The 20,071-nt window shown below is 42.6% G+C and carries 13 protein-coding genes; 4 read left to right on the forward strand and 9 right to left on the reverse strand.

The features are described 5' to 3' along the window. Positions 1 to 90 precede the first annotated feature (90 nt). The 3 genes from QZ574_RS02610 to nrfH form a co-directional block, all read right to left on the reverse strand. Entirely contained in the window at positions 91 to 1,305 is a 1,215-nt protein-coding gene (locus tag QZ574_RS02610; protein WP_297086477.1) for an alginate export family protein, read from the reverse strand. Positions 1,306 to 1,405: 100 nt separating this feature from the next. Next, entirely contained in the window at positions 1,406 to 2,920 is a 1,515-nt protein-coding gene (nrfA, locus tag QZ574_RS02615; RefSeq protein WP_297086479.1) for an ammonia-forming cytochrome c nitrite reductase, read from the reverse strand. Positions 2,921 to 2,932: 12 nt separating this feature from the next. Beyond that, on the reverse strand, positions 2,933 to 3,508 hold the full coding sequence (gene nrfH / locus QZ574_RS02620; RefSeq protein WP_297086481.1) for a cytochrome c nitrite reductase small subunit: 576 nt from the start codon (positions 3,506 to 3,508) through the stop codon (positions 2,933 to 2,935). Between the two features lie 279 nt (positions 3,509 to 3,787). Between nrfH and QZ574_RS02625 the strand changes: the two genes are divergently transcribed. Further along, entirely contained in the window at positions 3,788 to 5,407 is a 1,620-nt protein-coding gene (locus QZ574_RS02625) for a thiamine pyrophosphate-dependent enzyme (RefSeq protein WP_297086483.1), read from the forward strand. 6 nt (positions 5,408 to 5,413) lie between these two features. Further along, the gene (locus QZ574_RS02630) at positions 5,414 to 5,995 is read left to right on the forward strand and encodes an indolepyruvate oxidoreductase subunit beta (protein ID WP_297086485.1); all 582 of its coding nucleotides are present in this window, start codon (positions 5,414 to 5,416) and stop codon (positions 5,993 to 5,995) included. Between the two features lie 63 nt (positions 5,996 to 6,058). Here QZ574_RS02630 and QZ574_RS02635 read toward each other — a convergent pair whose 3' ends face one another. The 6 genes from QZ574_RS02635 to QZ574_RS02660 form a co-directional block, all read right to left on the reverse strand. After that, on the reverse strand, positions 6,059 to 7,498 hold the full coding sequence (locus QZ574_RS02635; RefSeq protein WP_297086486.1) for a sulfatase: 1,440 nt from the start codon (positions 7,496 to 7,498) through the stop codon (positions 6,059 to 6,061). 107 nt (positions 7,499 to 7,605) lie between these two features. Then, positions 7,606 to 8,424 carry a TIM barrel protein gene (locus tag QZ574_RS02640; protein WP_297086488.1) on the reverse strand — a complete coding sequence of 273 codons (819 nt, stop codon included), beginning with the start codon at positions 8,422 to 8,424 and terminating at the stop codon, positions 7,606 to 7,608. Between the two features lie 13 nt (positions 8,425 to 8,437). Beyond that, the gene (locus QZ574_RS02645) at positions 8,438 to 10,981 is read right to left on the reverse strand and encodes a sugar-binding domain-containing protein (protein WP_297086491.1); all 2,544 of its coding nucleotides are present in this window, start codon (positions 10,979 to 10,981) and stop codon (positions 8,438 to 8,440) included. A gap of 43 nt (positions 10,982 to 11,024) precedes the next feature. Beyond that, positions 11,025 to 12,650 (reverse strand): sodium/solute symporter, encoded by a 1,626-nt coding sequence (locus QZ574_RS02650; protein ID WP_297086493.1) that lies wholly within the window; start codon positions 12,648 to 12,650, stop codon positions 11,025 to 11,027. 82 nt (positions 12,651 to 12,732) lie between these two features. Next, positions 12,733 to 13,629 (reverse strand): phytanoyl-CoA dioxygenase family protein, encoded by an 897-nt coding sequence (locus tag QZ574_RS02655; RefSeq protein WP_297086495.1) that lies wholly within the window; start codon positions 13,627 to 13,629, stop codon positions 12,733 to 12,735. A gap of 57 nt (positions 13,630 to 13,686) precedes the next feature. Beyond that, on the reverse strand, positions 13,687 to 14,697 hold the full coding sequence (locus QZ574_RS02660) for a uroporphyrinogen decarboxylase family protein (RefSeq protein ID WP_297086497.1): 1,011 nt from the start codon (positions 14,695 to 14,697) through the stop codon (positions 13,687 to 13,689). Positions 14,698 to 14,824: 127 nt separating this feature from the next. Between QZ574_RS02660 and QZ574_RS02665 the strand changes: the two genes are divergently transcribed. Both QZ574_RS02665 and QZ574_RS02670 read left to right on the forward strand, forming a co-directional pair. Next, the gene (locus QZ574_RS02665; protein ID WP_297086499.1) at positions 14,825 to 15,715 is read left to right on the forward strand and encodes an AraC family transcriptional regulator; all 891 of its coding nucleotides are present in this window, start codon (positions 14,825 to 14,827) and stop codon (positions 15,713 to 15,715) included. A gap of 42 nt (positions 15,716 to 15,757) precedes the next feature. Further along, positions 15,758 to 19,903: a hybrid sensor histidine kinase/response regulator transcription factor gene (locus tag QZ574_RS02670; protein WP_297086501.1), complete on the forward strand. Its 4,146-nt coding sequence runs from the start codon at positions 15,758 to 15,760 to the stop codon at positions 19,901 to 19,903. The last annotated feature ends 168 nt before the right edge of the window (positions 19,904 to 20,071 follow it).

Here is a 20,071-nt window from a genome sequence, read left to right on the forward strand (position 1 = left end):
GGGGATATTAAAGATTTATAAAAAGGATGCCATTGCAACCTCCGGAAACAATAGCATCCTTTTTTAAACCAGGAGTTCGGCAACTGTAATTTATTTGATAAACGTTGGGTTTATTGCCAGCATTACATAGCCCCAATATTGGCTTGCCGAACTATCGCCACCTTTTAATAATTCCATCGATTCTCCTGCAAACATACCCGACAGTCCGAAGGATATTTTGGCCATTGGATTTACAGTCCAGCCTAATGCCAGATCGATTTCTGTTCCCAGATATTTATCCGCATTGGCAGCAATTTCAGCTGCTGCTCCAAAATAATGCAAATGAGCATCAAAAGCCAGTTTGTTTTTGCTGTAGTTGTATTTCAGGTATAAATCGTTTAAACCAACCGACCCGATATGGTTACCCACATAAAAATAATCCATAAAACCATTGAACTTATGGTTGGTGCCATACAATGGGGTAAACGATTTATAATCCGTATCATCATAAGCACTTCCCGATAGGTGTTCGAATCCGAGGGTGAAAGTTGCTAAGCTCGCTTCTGCCAGAAAGTTAAAAGCCGAAATTGATGCGCCGGAAACATGCTTGCCGGTTTGGTAATACAGGTTCGATACCAGTTGAATTGTTTTAATCCTGCCTTTAACATGTCCGCCCATCGTTTGACTGAATTTATTTTTTTGCTCGCCGTCTTCCATTGCCGGCACCCCGTTGTTCAGGAATAGCAGGCTTAAAGCTGCTTTTTCCCAGCTATTGTTAAACCAGATAAATTGCAGGTCTTTGTAGGCATCGGGGCCATTGTAGTCGCTGTTGGTTATATCACCATTTTCGTGGTGGGCAATTCCAAAATGAAGTTTAAGGTCTTTTTCGTATTTGAAAACCGCTATATCGTGCGATCGTGCCTGGTGAGCCCAGCCTACGTTACCAAAAATACGTGAGTCGTCATACACCAATTCCTGTCGGCCGGCTTTTAACGAAAATTCCTTGCTGAAAAGTATTTCGGCCCAGGCCTGATGTACCGAAACTGCATAATCTTCGTTGCTTACCAGTTGGGCCTGATTTCCCCACCGGCGTACATCCTGCAAAACCAGGCTGGTTTTTATAAATTCGTTTGAATAACCGGCATTTAAGCGTGTGCGTTGTGCGGTAATAGTTGAGGCGTCCTGATTCTCAGAAGCCAGGCTTTTGTATCCGTGACTCAATTCTGTGCGGGGCCTGAACTCGCCTGATAGCGTAAACTGCGCTTGTGCGAAGTGGGCAATACCCAGGCTAAATACCATCAATACGATGTATTTTAATCTTGTCATAATTGATAATTTGTGATGTTAAATTTAGAATTGGCAGTTGCTCATAATTACCGGTTGACTGCCCTTGGTATCGGCAGTCAACCGGCTATTGAATAAGCATTTACTTTGGGTTTGAAGCAACGATGTCGTAGCTTTTTTCGCGTTCTTTAGCTTGTTTTTCCCATTCCGGAATAACCGTTTTCAGGAATTCCTGTTTCTCTGAATTGAGTTTTTTCATATCCAGTCCGATAAACTCCTGTGCTTTTGCTTTAGTTGAAATATCGGGGTAGGGTACCTCCTGGTTATGACCAAGATCGGCAAGCAAGCGGGCAAGTTTTATGCGAGTTTCCTGCGCAATATCAATACCGGTAGAAATAACCCTGCTGGTTTCAACCGGCGAGTGGAAAGATCCTCCGTGGCTGGCAGCAGCATAATCCCAGCGCCATTGAGCGTGGCGTATTCCCTGAAGAATGTCTTTCATTTGTGCTTCATTGGCACCGAGGTCCCAGGCTTTTTTAGCCTCCACATGGGCGCGCACCACCAGTTCTTCCAACTTATCGCGGTTTTCAATAATTTTATCCTGTCGTTCATAAACATTGGCCATTAAAGTGCCGGCTTCTTCGCGGTGGCATACCTGACACGAATTGGCAATGTTGTTTAAGGGCGACTGCATTTTGTGGTCGGTAAATTTTTGTCCACCCTCGCTTTTGTAAGGCATGTGGCAATCGGCACACGAAACACCACGTTGAGCATGAATACCGGTCATGTATACTTCGTAGCCCGGGTGTTGCGCTTTTAACATCGGGGCTTTGCTTAAAGCATGAGTCCAGTCGGCAAATTCGAGTTTGTCGTAGTATTCTTCCATTGCCTCGGCCGAAAAGCCATTATCCCACGGAAAAGTGAGGTAGTTGGCGCCGGGTGCCGTTTCCTTGTTAAAATAATATTCAACATGACATTGCGCGCACACCAAACTACGCATTTCCTGGTGGCTGGCTTTATTAATGTCTTTTCCCATGCGCTCAAAGGCTTCAATAAGTGCAGGGCGTGTAATTCTCAGGTTCATGTTTTCAGCATCGTGGCAATCGCCGCAACCAATGGGGTTTACCACCTCCGGTCCCAGTTCTGCCCATTTACCGGTATAAAATTGTGCTACCCCACGTTCGTTCATCAAACGTGGTACATCAGGGCTTTTACAGGTCATGCAGGTTGTTGGCATTGGCCCGTCATTAGGGCCTTTGGGAGCCCCGGTTCGTAGCGTATTTTGTAAGTCGGTAACTGCATAATAGTGCCCACGACCCTGGTTGTAGTCTTTTGCAAAACCATAACCTGCCCAAAGTACCACTAATCGGGGATCAACTTCAAGCATATCAATCATGGCATTGCCGTTGTATTTGGTTCTGAAAGAGGTATCAGCAGTAGCATAATACGATTGAAATTCGCGGGGGTAGTTCTCGCCCCAAACTTCGTTTCGCGGATCAAACTGATTGATTTTGTTCTTCGGAACATTTACATAAGCAGCTTCGGCACGTCGTTCCAGAATAGAAGAAGCCAGCAGGCCCAAAAGGAAAACTACGATTATGGTAGCAATAAAAATCCCCCAGTTAAGCAGCGGATGGCGTTTTGATTTTGTAGTCATAAGAATTGATATTTAGTTATTTTTAATATACGTTTTTAACCAATCGGGAACCGGGCTGGAAGGCAGCGGCACTTTGGCATTGGGAACACTCGACAGGCTGTTTACCCGGCCATGGGGTACTTCGCGGTGGCATTCCCAACAAGGGCGGTCTTGCATGTGTGCCGTGTGTGCTTCAACCGACGAGGCCAGCTTGGGGTCGGTAATTTGTTGCTGGTGGCAGCGAATGCAATTGTTGTGTACCACCTCTTTTCCCGCTTCATGAATAAAAATTACCTGTGGTTCCATTCGTAGTGTAAACATTGTGGCATGTCTCAATCCATCCTTGGCTTTAAAATAATATTTGTTAAAAACATTATTGTGCGGAACATGGCAGTCGTTGCAATGGGCAACCTCGCGGTGCGAACTGTGGTTCCATGTTGCATATTGCGGTGCCATAATGTGGCAGTTGGTGCAGGTTTCAGGTTTGTCGGATAAGTAAGAATGTGCTTTTGAAATGTACAGGATAAACACTACCAAGCCAACAAGAATGCTTAGTACAAGCAGCACCGGTAATCTCCATTTTTCGGGAGGAAGTAGTTTCTGCAGCATAGTTATAAATTCGGTTAATTATATAAAGCAAAGTTGATTTTACTTCTTACCAAATTTTGTAACAGATGTTACATTTTGAGCTTATTTTTAAAATTGAAAGTGTTTTTTGTAATGATTTTAAATTAGCAGCTCTACTTTGTGTTTGACCTTGGTAAGTTGCACATCATAAGTGTTTTGCTGTGTTTTTTGTTGTTGTGTTATTTTCTGAAAAACATGACAATTCAGGTTGCATACTATTTTCAAATTTCTACTTTTGTTGGCTTCGAAAATTAAACCAAAATGCAAAAGAATCTATTTTTAGGGGTTGAAGCCATTGCGCAGGGCGCAATTGATGGTGGCATATCAGGTGTTTATGCCTATCCGGGAACCCCATCAACCGAAATTACCGAGTTTATCCAGGACAGCGAACTGGCCACTAAGAAAGGTATTCGTAGTAAATGGTCGGCAAACGAAAAAACAGCTTACGAAGCAGCGCTGGGGATGTCGTATGCCGGTAAACGCACCATGGTATGTATGAAACATGTGGGTTTAAATGTGGCTGCCGATGCTTTTATCAATTCTGCGATAACAGGTATTAACGGTGGTTTGGTACTTACCGTTGCCGACGATCCATCAATGCACTCGTCGCAAAACGAACAGGATTCGCGTTTCTACGGAAAGTTTGCTATGATTCCGGTTTTAGAACCCAGCAACCAGCAGGAAGCGTACGATATGGTGCGCGAAGGTTTTGAACTTTCAGAACAGCTGGAGGTACCGGTTATGGTGCGTATTACTACCCGGTTGGCACACTCGCGGGCCGGCGTTGTGCGAAATACCGAACTGGAGCAAAACGCTTTACAATTACCCGGCGATCCGAGCCAGTTTGTACTGTTACCTGCCATTGCCCGGAAAAGATACAAGGGCCTGCTTGAAAAACAGGAACAGTTTGAGAAAGCCGCAAAAAAATCGGAATACAACCTGTATAAAAAAGGGGAGGATAAAAGTTTTGGGATAATTGCCTGTGGAATTGCCTACAATTATTTATTGGAAAATTACCCCGAGGATGATTGTCCGTACACTGTTTTTAAACTGGCACAGTACCCGGTTCCGCAGAAAATACTGGATAAAATGGCCAAAAACTGCGAAGAGGTGCTGGTGCTTGAAGAAGGTTATCCGGTTGTGGAAGAGCACATAAAAGCAGTTTTTAAGAAAGATATAAAAGTATCGGGGCGTTTAAGTGGCGCCTTGCCGCGCGATGGCGAACTAAATGCCGATTTGGTTGCCAAAGCTTTAGGGAAAGAAACGCAGGTAGGTGCCGATGTTCCCGGGTTGGTTGTTAACCGCCCACCGGCCCTGTGCCAGGGATGCGGCCACCAGGATATGTACAAAGCCTTAAACGAATCGTTGGACAAGTACACCAAAGGTCGCGTATTTTCAGATATTGGCTGCTACACACTGGGCGCACTTCCGCCGTATAAAAGTATTTATTCGTGTGTTGATATGGGGGCCTCGGTAACCATGGCCAAAGGGGCGGCTGATGCGGGCTTGATTCCGGCAGTAGCGGTAATTGGCGACTCAACGTTTACGCACTCCGGAATAACCGGTTTGTTAGATGCCGTTAACGATGGATCAAATATTGTTGTGGTAATTTCTGATAACGAATCGGTATCGATGACCGGTGGTCAGGAATCGTCGGCATTAGGAAAAATTGAAAGTATTTGCACTGGTGTTGGGGTAGATCCGAAGCATATTCGTGTATTAACACCCTTAAAAAAATACCACGAACTGATGGTGCAAACTTTTGAAGAAGAGATTGCCTATGAAGGCGTTTCTGTAATTGTTTTCCGCAGAGAGTGTATACAGGCTGCGGCCAAACGTTTGCGCAAACAAAAGAAAATGAAGGACAACCCCAATAAATAAGAAAAAATGAAGACAGATATTATATTAGCCGGAGTTGGCGGACAGGGTATCCTTTCCATCGCATCGATTATTGGCGATGCAGCCATAAATGAAAATTTATACTTAAAACAAGCTGAAACACATGGAATGAGTCAGCGGGGTGGGGCGGTAGTATCGCACCTGCGAATTGCCGATACCGAAATTGCTGCCGATTTAATTCCAATGGGTAAAGCCGACCTGATTCTTTCGGTTGAACCCATGGAGGCCTTGCGCTATTTGCCATTCCTATCGCCCAAAGGCTATGTGGTAACCAATACCACACCGTTTATAAATATTCCGAATTACCCGGAGTTAAACGAAATTTTGGCAGAAATAGAAAAGCAGCCACGGTTTGTGGCGATTGATGCCGACAAAATTGCCGCAGAAATTGGCAATAAACGTGCTTCGAATGTAGTGATGCTGGGAGCAGCTACTCCTTTTATCGATATTGAACCGGAAAAGATTGAAGCCGGCATCGAACATATTTTCTGTAAAAAAGGCGAGGCAGTTGTTGAAATGAACCTTAAAGCCTTTCAGGCAGGCCGATCTTTTGCCCTCGAAAATAAATAAGGTAAGCGATGACGAAAAATATAACCCGCTCCGTTTAGTACGCGAGCGGGTTTCTTTTTTCAATTATTTATAGCTTGTTTGTTGCTGCATTTTTTTCCGTAAAACAGGCAGTAGTTCTGTAACAATGCCTTCATTTTTGCTGGCAATGTTTTTTGTTTCGGCTTCGGGTGTTGTATGGTCATAAAGTTCAATCGATTGGTCTTTTTCCTTATAAATTAAGCGGTATTGGTCGGTTCTTAAGGTGTACCTTCCATTTAGGTAAGCAAATGCCTCACGTTTGTCAGGCGTGTCGTTTTCAATAAGCGTTTCAAGCGATTTTCCGTGCACAAAACCGGGTTTTTCAATGCCCGTTAAATCACACAAGGTTGGGAAAATATCGGCCGTTTCAACTATAACCTTTCTGTTGCCGGCATTGCCCGATTCAGGATTATAAATAATAAGCGGCGAGTGCAGGGCTTCTTCAAATAAACTATGTTTGCCCCAAATGGCATGTTCGCCCAGGTGCCAGCCATGGTCGCCCCACAGCACAACAATGGTGTTTTTGTCGGCCCCGCTTTCTTTCAGCGCATCTAAAATCATTCCTACATGGTGGTCGGCATAACTTACACAGGCAGCATAATGCCTGCGTACTTCATCGGCAAATTTCAGATCTTCTCGCGGGTCTTTTCCCCATCGCTTGTATTTCATAAACTCGCCCGAAGCATGCCATGTGGTGTTGCCTTCAGGTTTTTCCGGGTGCTGAATAGCCGGTAATTCCACATCTTTATAGTAACTCATATACCGGGCAGGTGCCCCAAAAGGCAAATGGGGTTTAATTAAGCCAATGGCCAGAAAAAATGGTGCTTCCTGCTTGGCCAGTTCCTGCAATTGTTTTATTCCCTGTTGGGCAATAAGTCCGTCGGGGTAAATGGTGTCGGGGCCTTTGGTACTCTGAAAAAGGGCCATTTCCGAGGCATTTTCCCGTATCTCGCCGTGTGCCAAACCGTGCATGGCTCCACGGGGGTGTTGCCATTCGCCTACAGGCATCAGGTGTTTATCCCAGCCACCGGGTACTTCAATTTTTGTCGAATCATTCCAGTCGGCACCTCCCCGGCCTCCCGGATGATGCGATACTTTACCAACCGATACAGTAGTGTAGCCGCCGGCTTTAAACCATTCGGGCATCGAAGGTGTAATGTTCAGCGTGTTGTTAGCTAAGTTTTCAGCACGAAGAAAAAGTGCATCGTTGCCAGCTGGGCCATAAGTGCCGGTTAACAGCGTGTAACGCGATGGGCCGCAACTTGGAGCATTTACATAGTGTTGCTGAAAACAAACGCCTTTGGCAGCCAGGGCATCAATATTTGGCGAGTGAATGTAGTCGGCACCAAACGACTTTAGTTCAGGGCGTAAATCATCGATACACAGCAAAAGAATGTTGGGATGCTTGCTTTGTTCTTCTTTTTTTGTACACGACAGTGTTACCACAAAAATAATTAGTAGAATCAGGTTGAATTGGTTTTTCATTTTTATTCAGGCTTTTAAAGCCGGAAGATAGTTAAAAACGTAAAACCAAAGAATTGAAAAACTTAATTTTTAGTTTGTTGCAAGTAGTCTTTATGTATGATTGAATATCAGCAGATGAGTTTTGATTTTAGGAATTCCATCATTTTTACGTTGGTGTCCCACTGGTCAACGGTTTCTTTTTTTGTGTAAGGTAACTGTTGAATGTACGGAAAAGGCCCAAATTCCGGACAGATAAAAAACTCCTTTTCATTTCTTAATTTAGCTAAGTCGATAATTTTTTGCCACCACTGCACAAAACGCTCCAGGTGGTATTGCCACTCGGGAGCAAAGGGATCGTTTACCTGGGCACTTTGGTCGAAACCAACCCGGGCATGGATGTACCGGCAATGGGGCAGGAGTTTTTCCAGCGCTTGTTCCTGATCTTCCAATAAACTTTCGGAAACGGCACAGAAATGCGAAAAATCGGCATTAAATTTTAACTCCGGAAATTTATCGATATACCGGAGCGAAGTGGCCAGCTGAAAATTAAACCTGCCACGGTGTGTTTCGTGTACAATGTTTATACCCGAAGATTGACTGAGTTGAAAACAGGTTTCAATCAAACTGCAATTTTCGGCAAACGAGAAAAAATCTTTACCCGTATGGGCGTTTATAAATTGGGGTTTTAATGCTACCAAACGCTTCAGTTTTTGCAGCATACGCTGTCGGTATTGCTCAAACGTTTCGGTGGCCGGAGGAAGCCATTGCTGACCAATAAAATCACAGGCTGTTTCAGCAAGGGCTTCCTTTAATTCAATATCAAAATTTGTGTCATCCGGCAGGTTTATTTCAACACCGTCGTATCCGGCACGAAGTGCTTTTGAAATAAATTGTTTTGCCGAAAGATGGCTACTACCCCAATACGGGCAAAGATATTTTACTTGCATTGTTCTTTTTTTGTTATTCGCTGGTAATAACAATTGTTTCGGAACTTAGTTGTTTCGTTTTTGCCTGAACTGAAATTTTTCCACTGTTTTTTGTACTCTGAATATAAACAATAGCTCGGCCCTGGTACGTTTCAACCGCATTCGATTTTGGATTTTGAATATTGTTTTCCCAGCCATTATCAACACCAATACTCAGGCCTTCGCCACTTACCTCGAAGTTGATGGTTTGTTCGTTGTCAACAACCGGGTTGCCATTCTTATCCAGCAATTCTACCAAAACCGGCGTAACATCGTAGCCATTGGCTTTTAAAGTGGTTTTGTAGGGGCGAATGGCAATTTTTTCTGCTTTGCCAAAAGTTGCCAAAGTGTAGGTGGAAGTTTCTTTTCCCTTGCTGTAGCCAACTACCTTTAACTCGCCGGCAGTATATGGCACCAGCCATTTTATAATATTGTCGTCGGCAAAATCGCTGCGTTTTTGTTTGCCCAGAGATTTTCCGTTGAGAAACAATTCAGCTTCGTCGCAATTGGTGTAGGTTTGTACCACAATTTGCTCTCCTGTGTCGTATTTCCATTTCGGATAGGTTTTGTACCACTCCCATTTTCGTAACTCGGGCCAAAACGGTGGCTCGTAGTAGTCCATTTCAAAATTCCACCCTTTGTTTTCAGAATAAGAGAATTCCGATTCACTGGCAGGAGTGGTGACCATGTAAATCTTTGGGGCGTTTTTCCACAAGCACTCGTAAAAGTGCCCCCTGGGTGTTTTTACTCCGGCATAATCGAAAAAGGCAATTTCCAGTCCTTTACGTGGCCATGGACCAGCCTCTCCGAGGTAGGCAAAACCTGTCCAAACAAATATGCCGGCAACAAAATCGCGTTCCACACAGTTTTTCCACTCCGAGTAAGCTCCCCAGTTTTCAGAGCCAAGAATACAGGTATTGGGATATTCTTTGTGGGCCGCATCGTATTCAACAGCGCGGTAATTAAAACCATAAACATCAAGATTATCGCCATAGCCACTGGCTAAACCAATTGATGGCTGTACACTACCGGCAGTAACCGGGCGGGTGGTGTCTTCCTCTTTTACCCAATGTGCCAGCTTCTTTGCTGTTTCGGCCAGCAAATCGCTGCCGCCGGTAATTTCATTAAACGCGGTTCGTACAGTTAGCGAATCGTAGATTGGAGTATGTGCATAATACTTTTTACCTTGTCCGTTTACCTTGTTGTATGTTTGCGAATAATGCGGAAAAGTCCATTCTATTTCATTGCCAATGCTCCACATAATAACTGAAGGGTGGTTGAAATCGCGTTGTATCAAATCTTTTAGGTCTTGTTCTGCCCACTGGTTAAAATAACGCGGATAAGCTGCCGCAGCGGCTTCCGGAGCCTTGTTGTCGCCAATAAAAACCAGGTTTTTCCCCTTGGGTACCATCCACTCGTCGAAAGCCTCGGCCATAACCAACATGCCCATTTCGTCGCACACTTCCATAAGTTCTTTCGAATGTGGATTGTGCGCCATTCGAATAGCATTTGTCCCAATGGATTTTAGCTGTTCAACACGGTATTTCCAAAGTGCTTTTGGTACGGCAGCACCAACGGCTCCGGCATCGTGGTGCAGGTTAACGCCTTTAATTTTAAGGGCTTTCCCGTTTAACGAGAATCCTGTATCTGCATCAAAAGAAAAATAGCGAATTCCAAAACGTTCAGTAGTAACATCAGTTTTCTTTCCGTTTTCAAACACTTCAACTTTAAGGGTGTATAGTGCGGGATTTTCCACATCCCATAAAAGAGGTGATGGGACCCTGAGTTCGCAGGTGTTTTCCAGGGTATTATCAAGCTCTGTCTTTTTTTCTGATACAAGTTTGTTTTCCGGGTTAAATACCTGGTAATTAATTGAAATGTTTCCGGTTTTTAGGGCTCCTGAGTTTTCGAGGTGTGTTTTTACCTGTACCGTTGCCTGTTCTGATAAAACTTCAGGCGTGGTAATTTTAATTCCCCATTGAGCAATATGTAAGGGCGATTTTTTAATGAGCTGCACTTTTCGGTATATACCCGAACCGGTGTACCAGCGGCTGTCGGCATAAAAAGTTCGATCAACCTTTACAGCCAAAACATTTGCTGAGCCATCGTAGTTCAGGTACCGGCTTAAATCGTAGGTAAACGATGAATAACCATTTGGGCGGAATCCCAATTTATGACCATTAATCCAAACGGTTGAGTTGTTGTAAACCCCATCAAAAAGGATTGTAATTTGTTTTCCTTTATCAGCCGGGGTAAGCGTAAACGATTTGCGGTACCAGCCGATACCTCCTTTAACAAAACCGGTGCTTGCCGCAGTTTTTTCGGTATGTTTATGGTAACCTTCTTCAATGCTCCAGTCGTGCGGAACGTTTAAAATTCGCCAGTCCGAATCATCAAATTCCGGTTGCAAGGCCTCGGGGTGTTCTCCCAGGTTAAATTTCCAGTTGTCGTTAAAATCTTCCACAATACGTGTTGTTTCTTGTTTTGAACAGGAAAACAGCAGCGAGGCAAGAAAAAAAAGCAAGAGTACATTTTTCATAATTACTTGGTATTCAGAATTGATTTATTGATGATTTACGTTTTTAAAAGAAAATAATATAAAGGGTTACAACAATGGCAATTAAAATGACGCTCCAGAAATTGAAACTGCTGTAAAACGGACGGTTGTTAAGCAAAGCTTCATCTTCGGGCGAAAAACTACGGTCGATGATGGCTGTTGCCGGAATAACACCGGACTTGTTGCGAAAGATGAACAAAATCACCCAGCAAATAATAAAATCAACAATTACACGGTTCAGGAACGGGATAGTCGGTATCAGATCCTGTGCCTGAAGCAGGTTGATAATAATTGCCCATGTTGGCCCCAATACCATTGCCCAAAGTGCACCCTTTGCGGTGGCTTTTTTATAAAAGAAACCCGCAATAAAAATGGCTGCAATTGCCGGGTAAGCAATCGACCAGTATTGTTGGATGTAGGTGAAAATGGCGTCAATATCGCGCAGGAAATAGCCAAAAATAGTGGCAATAATAAGTATTGCAACAATCACAAAACGCCCGATTTTAATCAAATGCGTTTCGCTGGCCTTAGGTTTAAACATAGTTTTATACACATCAAGGGTAATAATTGAACTACTTGATGTAAGCAGCGATGCCACCGTTGACATTACCGCTCCCATTAAACTGGCCATCACCAAACCCGATAAGCCAACGGGTAATAATTCTTTTAGCAGTGTAGGGAAAGCCAGGTCGGCGCGTTCGAGACTTAATTCGCCGGCCAACAGGCCGTTGGCGGGATCGTAAAGCGTGAATGCGATGATTCCCGGCAGTACCACTAATACCGGCACCAGTAATTTCAGAAAGCCGGCAAAAACAAGGCCCATTTGTCCGTGCCAGATGTTTTTGGCTGCCAGTGTTTTTTGCGTAATAAACTGGTTGCAGCCCCAGTAAAAAATATTGGCCAGCCAAATGCCGCCAAAAAATACGCCTATCCAGGGTAGCTCCGGATGATCGATAGGTTGGACCATTTTGAATTTCTCGGGCGCTGCTTTAAACAAGGTTTTTAAGCCGTTAACAGCTTCCCATGTTTCGGCGTGGTTTAAAATTCCTATTTTGGTTAAGCCCAGGTAGGTAACAACCAAGCCACCGGTAATAAGTATGGTAACATGTATTACATCGGTGTAAGCCACTGATTTTAAACCCCCGTAAAGGGTGTAGGCTCCCACCAGAAAAAACAGTATAGCCAAGCCATATACAATGGGCAGTCCAAAAAGCGACTGTATGGCCAACGCCCCGGTAAAAAGCACAACAGCCAGTTCGATAAAAATATAGCCGAACAAGCTAATGATGGCAAAAGTAATTTGCACCTGTTTGTTAAAACGGTTGGCTAAAAACTCGGGCATGGTTACAATTTTCGATTTTAAAAAGTAGGGAAGAAAAAACTTTCCTACCAGAATTAAAACGATGGCAGCCAGCCACTCGTAACTGGCTATGGCCAGCCCAATGGAAAAGCCTTGCCCCGACATGCCAATAAAATGATGGGTTGAAATATTGGCAGCAATCAGCGAACCGCCAATTATCCACCAGGTGAGTTTTCGCCCTGCCAGAAAATAATCTTCGCTGTTTTTGCTTTTACCAGCCGAAAATATGCCAATGGCAAACACCAAAGCAATGTAAAAAATAAATACGATTAGGTCGATATTAAAGTTCATGGTTAAGATGACGGAAGCCGAAAGCCAAAACCCGAAAATTACCGGCTTTGAATTTCTGGCTTCCTTTTTTTGGTTTTTGTGATTATGATTCTATTTTTCCGTTAAATAGCATAGGAAAGAATTTTCCTTCCATTTTTTTTCCGTTTTCAATGGGAGGTACTCCCACTAAAATTGCTTCGTTGGTATTGGATAGGGTGCCATCGGCAAAAACATTTATTACAAAAGCGCGGCGTGGCCGATCTGAATTATTTTCGAACGAACCATGCACGAGTAAGGGGTGGTGAAACGAACCATACCCTTTCGGCATTTCAACCGGAATTGGATTTTCAAGCGCTTTGGCTTGTTCATCGTTTATAAACTGCGTCAGTCCTTTCATTTCTCCTGTTAACGATGGTTTATCCAGAAGCCCCCACTTCTGGCTGCCCGGAATGTATTGCAAACAGCCGTTTTCCTGCGATGCATCATCTAAACCCACCCAGGTTGTAAGGTGTTGCATGGGGCTGGTTCGGGTCCAGTACGAATAATCCTGATGCCACGCAACTACTCCGCCATGTTTGGCCGGTTTGCAAAATAACTGGTCGTGCCAGAAACGAACACCTTTATTGCCAAGCAATTGATAAGCAGCCATTACATAGGCCGGATTCCAAAGAATATCGTGAAATCCCGGTGTCATTCGCCAATGCCCAAGCGAGTGAAAAATTACCCGATCGGGGTCTTCCGATTCGTTGGAGTGGAATTCATACAACAAATCATGCTTCGGATGTTTGGCATCCATTACCACAAGCAGCTCTTCGCGTAATTGTTCCACCTGCTCCTCCTCAAGTAACTTGATATTGGCCAGGTAGCCATTTTCCTGAAAGAAATTTACCTGTTCTTGGCTTAGCCGGTACTTTGCCCAATCTTTTTTGTTTTCAGGCCATTTAAACATTTTTGAACACAACTTACTGTAGTCTGCTAAATCCCGTTTTAGTTTCATCATATTATAGTTTTTACATTAAAAACATGGCACCTATACCCAAACCATAAATTTAGGCCCTTAGCTATCGAGCTGGGCTTTTGCTATTTTTATAAAAGTAAGCATGTTTTCGAGGCTGGTATCGCTCTCAACCGAATGCGAAGGTGAGAAAATATACCCGCCATCTTTGCCTAATTCCAATAAACGATGCGACTCTTCTGCAACCTCTTCTGGTGTTCCAAAAGGTAATATCTTTTGCATGGATAAACCGCCGTGAAAAGCCAGGCGACCGCGGTATTGGGGTAAAATGGTGTAAATGTCCATCACCTCGGGCTGGAAAGGATTAAAGCAGTTTAATCCGCATTCCACTAAATCATCAAACAGTTCGTCTACATCGCCGCACGAGTGAATCATTACATACTTGCCATTGTCGCGGGCAAAACCATACATGCGTTTTAGTTGCGGATAAACATATTCTTTCCACATATCGTAGCCAAAAATCAGTCCGTGCTGCTGGCCCCAGTCGTCGCCAAAATAAATGGCATCAATGTCGTACTCCATTGCCTTGCTCATTTGGGCAATGTTGTAGTCGGCTATTTTGGTAAATAATTCGTGTACAAAGTCAGGATACATCATCATATCCATCAACAGGTTTTCCATACCCCGCATACTCCAGGCACGCTCGTACAGGCTAAAACCAATCTGGAACAAACGAAAAAGATCAGGTTTCTTTTCAATCTCGGGTTCAATATTGGCAAAAAAACGGGGATCGTGCGGATCAGGAAATGTAACTCCATCCATGCTTGGCTCAGGTATAACATAGGGACTTCTTGGGTCGCCGATATCTTTGTCAATACTTCTGTCCCAAACAACGCCAAACACATCCTGAAACATATTTGGCTCAATTTCGTCGAAAAAACCGATGTCGCTGCCCAGGTTTAAGATGTGGTTACCCAGGGCCAGGTCAAGGTCGCTTTCTTTAAAATAGTTTTGTAATTCTTTTTTTGGTTCTTCGGTAAATTTGAATGACCATGGCACATAAGGTGGCTTTTTGCCGTCGAGTACCATTTTTATTACTTCTCTTTTTGTCATAACAAATAAGTTCTTGGCTTTATTTTGATTGAATTATTTTTTTTAGGTTTTTCCACCTTACAATTTTAAGGAGAGTTGGTTTCAATTTTTTAAACTATATTGCCAATAGTTTAGCTATTTTGTCATTGTGGAGGTAAAAAGAGAAAATACGGCGCTTTCTGCTGAACGGGAAAACATAACGATCTCGAATCATTCTTCTTTTTATGTGGGTACCTATCGCGATTCGTACTTTCGGCGTTCATGGCATTATCATCCTGAATATGAATTGCTTTTAATTACCAAAGGATACGGTACGCGCATGGTTGGCGACCATTTTGAATCTTTTAAAAAAGGCGACCTGGTGTTGCTTGGCGGCAATCTTCCGCACGCATGGATATCTGACCAGTATTTTAAAAAAGATACAGTAGCCGATAGTTGCGAATCGGTTTTTATTCAGTTCCGAAAGAGTGTTTTTGGAACACATTTTATTGATATGCCGGAGATGGCAAGTATTCGGATTGTGTTGAAAAAAGCCGAACGGGGTCTGCGTATTACCGGTGAATATGAGGAGCTGATTAAATCATCGATGTTGGCACTACGTAATCAATCGCCTTTGGAGCAATTGCTTACGCTTATTCGTATGCTTGACCTTATTCAAAAGGGAGATTATGAAATGCTGGCTTCTGATAATTATTCGCAGCAGGGTGTTTTTAAATCTGAAAAAATGACCATGGCCCATAATTTTATTATGCAAAACTTTAAACACGATATAAGTGTGAATGATTGTGCCGAAACAATTGGAATGACGACCCCCTCGTTCTGCCGGTTTTTTAAAAAACAAACCAACGTTACCTTTTCGGTTTACCTGAATTACCTGCGTATTAATCTTGCCCAAAAATTGTTGCGGCAAACCGTTATGCCGGTAAAAGAAATCGCATTTGAGTGTGGTTTTGTTTCGATTGTTTATTTTAACCAGAAGTTTAAAACGTTAACCGGAATGTCGCCGGGTGATTATCGTAAAAGAGGACGCCTGAGCTGACTGGTTTGAAAAATTAGTTAATTTTACCACTAAAATATTGCTTTGAGGAACTACTTACTAACTATACTAATTATTTTAAGCTTTGCATCAAGCGCTCAGAATTATGTTTTCGATAAGATTACCACGCTTGAAGGGCTTTCGCAAAACGATGTAAATACCATCTACCAGGACAAACAGGGATTTTTATGGATTGGTACGCACGATGGTTTAAACCGTTATGATGGCTATTCGTTTCGGGCCTATCATGTTAATCCGTTAAACGAAAAAGGAATTCACAGTAACCTGGTTTTTGATATTGCTGAAGATGAAACCGGCAATTTATGGCTGGCCACCTCCGACGAGGGGATATGCCGTTTTAATGTGCAAACCGAAGTTTTTACCTCCTTTTATAATTCTGAAGAAAATCCTGAAATTTTTTTTACAAATCAGATTGTAAAAGTGTTGCCGGCAGAAAACAACAAAATCTGGATTGCTACCGGTCTGGGTGTAACCGTAATGACTTTTGACGGCAACAACTTTACCACCCAAAATATTAATGCTGCCAATACGTCTGAACTGGAAGATGACCAGATAAGCGACCTGGCAAAAGATGTTTACGGAAGAATTTGGGTAGCTACACGAAGAGGATTGTATGTGATTTCGGAAAATGACGATAATTTTAATGTTACCCCGGTGCTGAATAATATCGGTGGGAATATTGCAAAAAATATTATCATTGGCGATGATGAAATAATTGTTTCTTATCTGGATGGGATTTACCGGGTCACTATGGATATGGCAAGCGTTTCTGATGTTCAGTTCCAAAAAATAAGCGATTTAAACGTGAATTGTTTATTGGTAAGTAAAAGGGGAGATTTATTTGCCGGTAATGATTTGGGACTGTATGTTTTTGAACGTACTCAGCAGGATCATCAAAAATTTAATGCCCCCCTGCATTTTACCGAAGGCTGGGAAACCAATAGCCTGAGTAAAAATGTGGTGGTTTCATTATTCGAAGATAAATCGGGAATAATTTGGATTGGTACCAACGGTGGTGGCCTGAATAAATATAATCCGAAGAAAAAGAAATTCAGGCATTTTAATAAAACGCGTATTGAAGGCAGCTTGAGCTACAATAAAATCAGAGCCATACACGAAGACCGATCGGAAAATATTTGGGTTGGAACCGAAGGTGGTGGAATTAATTTCTTATCAAATAAAAACAGAAATAATTACACCTCGGGATGGACTGGGCTGGATGTAAATACCGGATCGTTGCAAAACAGGGTGTACAGTTTTTTGGAACTAAACGATGAGGGGCCGGTTGAAATAGTTGCCGGTGTTGGTTATCCACAGGTTATTGCAAAACTCAAAGAAAACTACCCGGTTCCGGATGTTCTGCCTGCCGATGATTTTGCTGAAGTGAAAAGCTCGGTGTTTACTTCGTTAAAAACGAACGATGGAACAATATGGTTTGGAACCTATGGAAGGAGAAATGGTCTGATTCGAATTCGTACTACCTCAGATGGCAAAATAGTTGATGATTTTAAGCCCAACGGACAGGCTGGGTGTCTGTCTTCATTCAATATCAGAAGTTTACTGCAAGACTGTTATGGTAACTTGTGGGTGGGAACCGATAGAGGAATAAACCTGCTCTTACCTGATGAGCAGAAAAAGAAAAATCCGAATTTTATACAATTTAAAAAGGGCGACAGTCCCGGAAAATTAAGCCACAATTATATTTTACCCATTTTTCAAGCAGCTGATAGTACAATTTGGGTAGGAACCATGGGAGGTGGTTTAAACCGTGTAAATTATAATAACGATCCGGAAAAAATAACTTTTGAAGCAGTAACTACCGCCGATGGCCTTCCTAATAATGTGATAAAAGGAATTCTTGAAGACGACTATGGATTTTTATGGATTTCGTCGAACAAAGGTTTAACACGTTTTGATGTAAAAGACCGTTTATTTATTAGTTACGGCATAAACGATGGACTACAGGATTACGAATTTGGAGAACTGGCCTGTTGTAAACTTTCATCAGGAGAAATGCTGTTTGGTGGCGTAAACGGCATTAATGCTTTTTTCCCAAAAGATATTATCAGTGATATGTCTACTCCCGAAGTGGCATTTACCGATTTTCAGGTGCTGAACCAATCGGTAGTGCCTGGCGATATGCTAAATGGAAGGGTAGTGCTTGAAAAAAGCATTAACCATACCGAAGAGGTGCGCTTAAAATATGCCGAAAACAGTTTTGCTATTCATTTTTCGTCCTTGCATTTTTCTGCACCGGCGCAAAATACCTATAAATATATGTTGGAGGGTTTCGACAACGACTGGATTCGTAAAGATGCTTCCAACAGAATTGCAAAGTATACCAACCTTCGTCCGGGTACCTATACCTTTAAGGTACTGGCATCAAACAACGATGGCGTTTGGGCCGACGATCCGAAAATACTTAAGGTAAGAGTTACGCCGCCTTGGTATTTGAGTATTGCAGCCTGGGTGGTTTATGTTATTTTATTTCTTACCTCCCTGTGGTTTTTTCAGAAATACTCGCTTATTCGCATCAAACAACGAAACGAACTGTTGATGGAGCATTTTGAGAAAGAAAAAATCCAGGAACTTTCTCAAATGAAATTACGGTTCTTCACCAACATCTCGCACGAGTTTCGTACTCCGCTTACCCTGATTATTGGCCCGCTTGAAAAACTCATTAAACAAGGAAAAGAGTTACCCGAGAAAAAGATAGCCGAAAGTTATGCCATAATGCACCGTAATGCTTCTATTTTGCTCAGGTTGATTAACCAGCTAATCGATTTTAGAAAGTTTGAGCAAGGCAAAATGATTTTACGCGCCTCCAACACCAATGTGGTGGCATTTCTTAACGATGTATTTCTATCGTTTTCAGAACTGGCCGAAAAGAAAGATATCAACTATGAATTTACAACACAACGCGAAAAAATAGACGTTTGGTTTGATGACGACAAGCTGGAGCGCATTATGTACAACCTGCTTTCAAACGCCTTTAAATTTACCGCACAGGGAGGCAAAATTCAGCTGTTAATTGACGAGGACGATAAGCACATAATTATCCGGGTGGTCGATAATGGCGCAGGAATTCCGAAAGAAATGCAGCAACATATTTTTGAGCGTTTTTACCAGGCCGACCGCATTAAAAACCGTAAAGTTGGAAGCACAGGTATTGGCCTGTCGTTTATAAAGGGCCTAATAGAAATGCACAAAGGAGAAATAACTTTTGAGAGTGAGGTTGACAAGGGAACAACATTTACGGTAAAACTACCGAAAGGAAATGCCCACCTGGAAACGGAACAGATGCGTGCAGTAAGCCGCGACCAGGATACTGACAAAAAGGATTTCTCGTTTCTTGAACCGGTGCAAATTGTTGAAGCAGAAGATGCTGAAGAGAAATCGAAAAAAAATAAAGTACTGGTAGTTGAAGATAATTTTGAATTGCGAAGTTTTATAAAAGACAGCCTGAAAGATAAATTTGAAGTACACTGTGCTGAAAACGGAAAGGAAGGTTTGGAAAAAGTACATGAAATAAATCCTGATGTAGTTGTTAGCGATATTATGATGCCGGCAATGAATGGATTTGAGTTGTGCGAGACCATAAAAACCGATGAAAATATAAGTCATATTCCGGTGGTGCTTTTAACCGCCAAGTCAAACCCCGAGAACCGTGTTAAAGGCTATAATCTTGGGGCCGACGGCTATATCTCTAAACCCTTTAACATCGAGGTGCTCGAAGCACGTATACAAAACCTGATAGAATCGCGCGAAAAACTTCGCGAAAAATTGCGGGGAACAATTTCGGTTGAACCATCAGAAGTTACAACCACCTCGATGGATGAAAAATTTCTGAAACGCATTCTTAAAATTATTGAAGAGAATATTCCTAATTCGGATTTTACCGTTGAGCAGCTGGCCAGCGATTATGGAATGTCGCAAATTGTACTCAATAAAAAGCTTAAAGCGTTAACCGGGCTTACAGCCAAAGCATTTATCCGGAATATTAGAATGAAACGTGCGGCACAACTGTTTAAAACCGGAAACTACTCGGTTACCGATGTTACCTACGAAGTTGGTTTTTCCGACTTAAAATACTTCAGAAACTGTTTTAAAGACGAGTTTGGCATGTCGCCCTCAGAGTATATCAAAGCAAATAGGCCAGAGGCTGAATAGCAGCAAGGATTAAGCTGTTGCAATTATTTACCCTATTGCATTTCAGTAGGGTGGGATTAACGTCTGCTGAGTAAATATGGCCATTTGTTGATTTTCTTTATTTATGCAAGTGTCAAATTAACAGTGCTTTATATTAGGGATTTACATGTGCTAAACAAATAGCTTTGT

The organism is uncultured Draconibacterium sp. (assembly GCF_913063105.1).
In the GTDB taxonomy this organism is placed as follows: Bacteria; Bacteroidota; Bacteroidia; order Bacteroidales; family Prolixibacteraceae; genus Draconibacterium.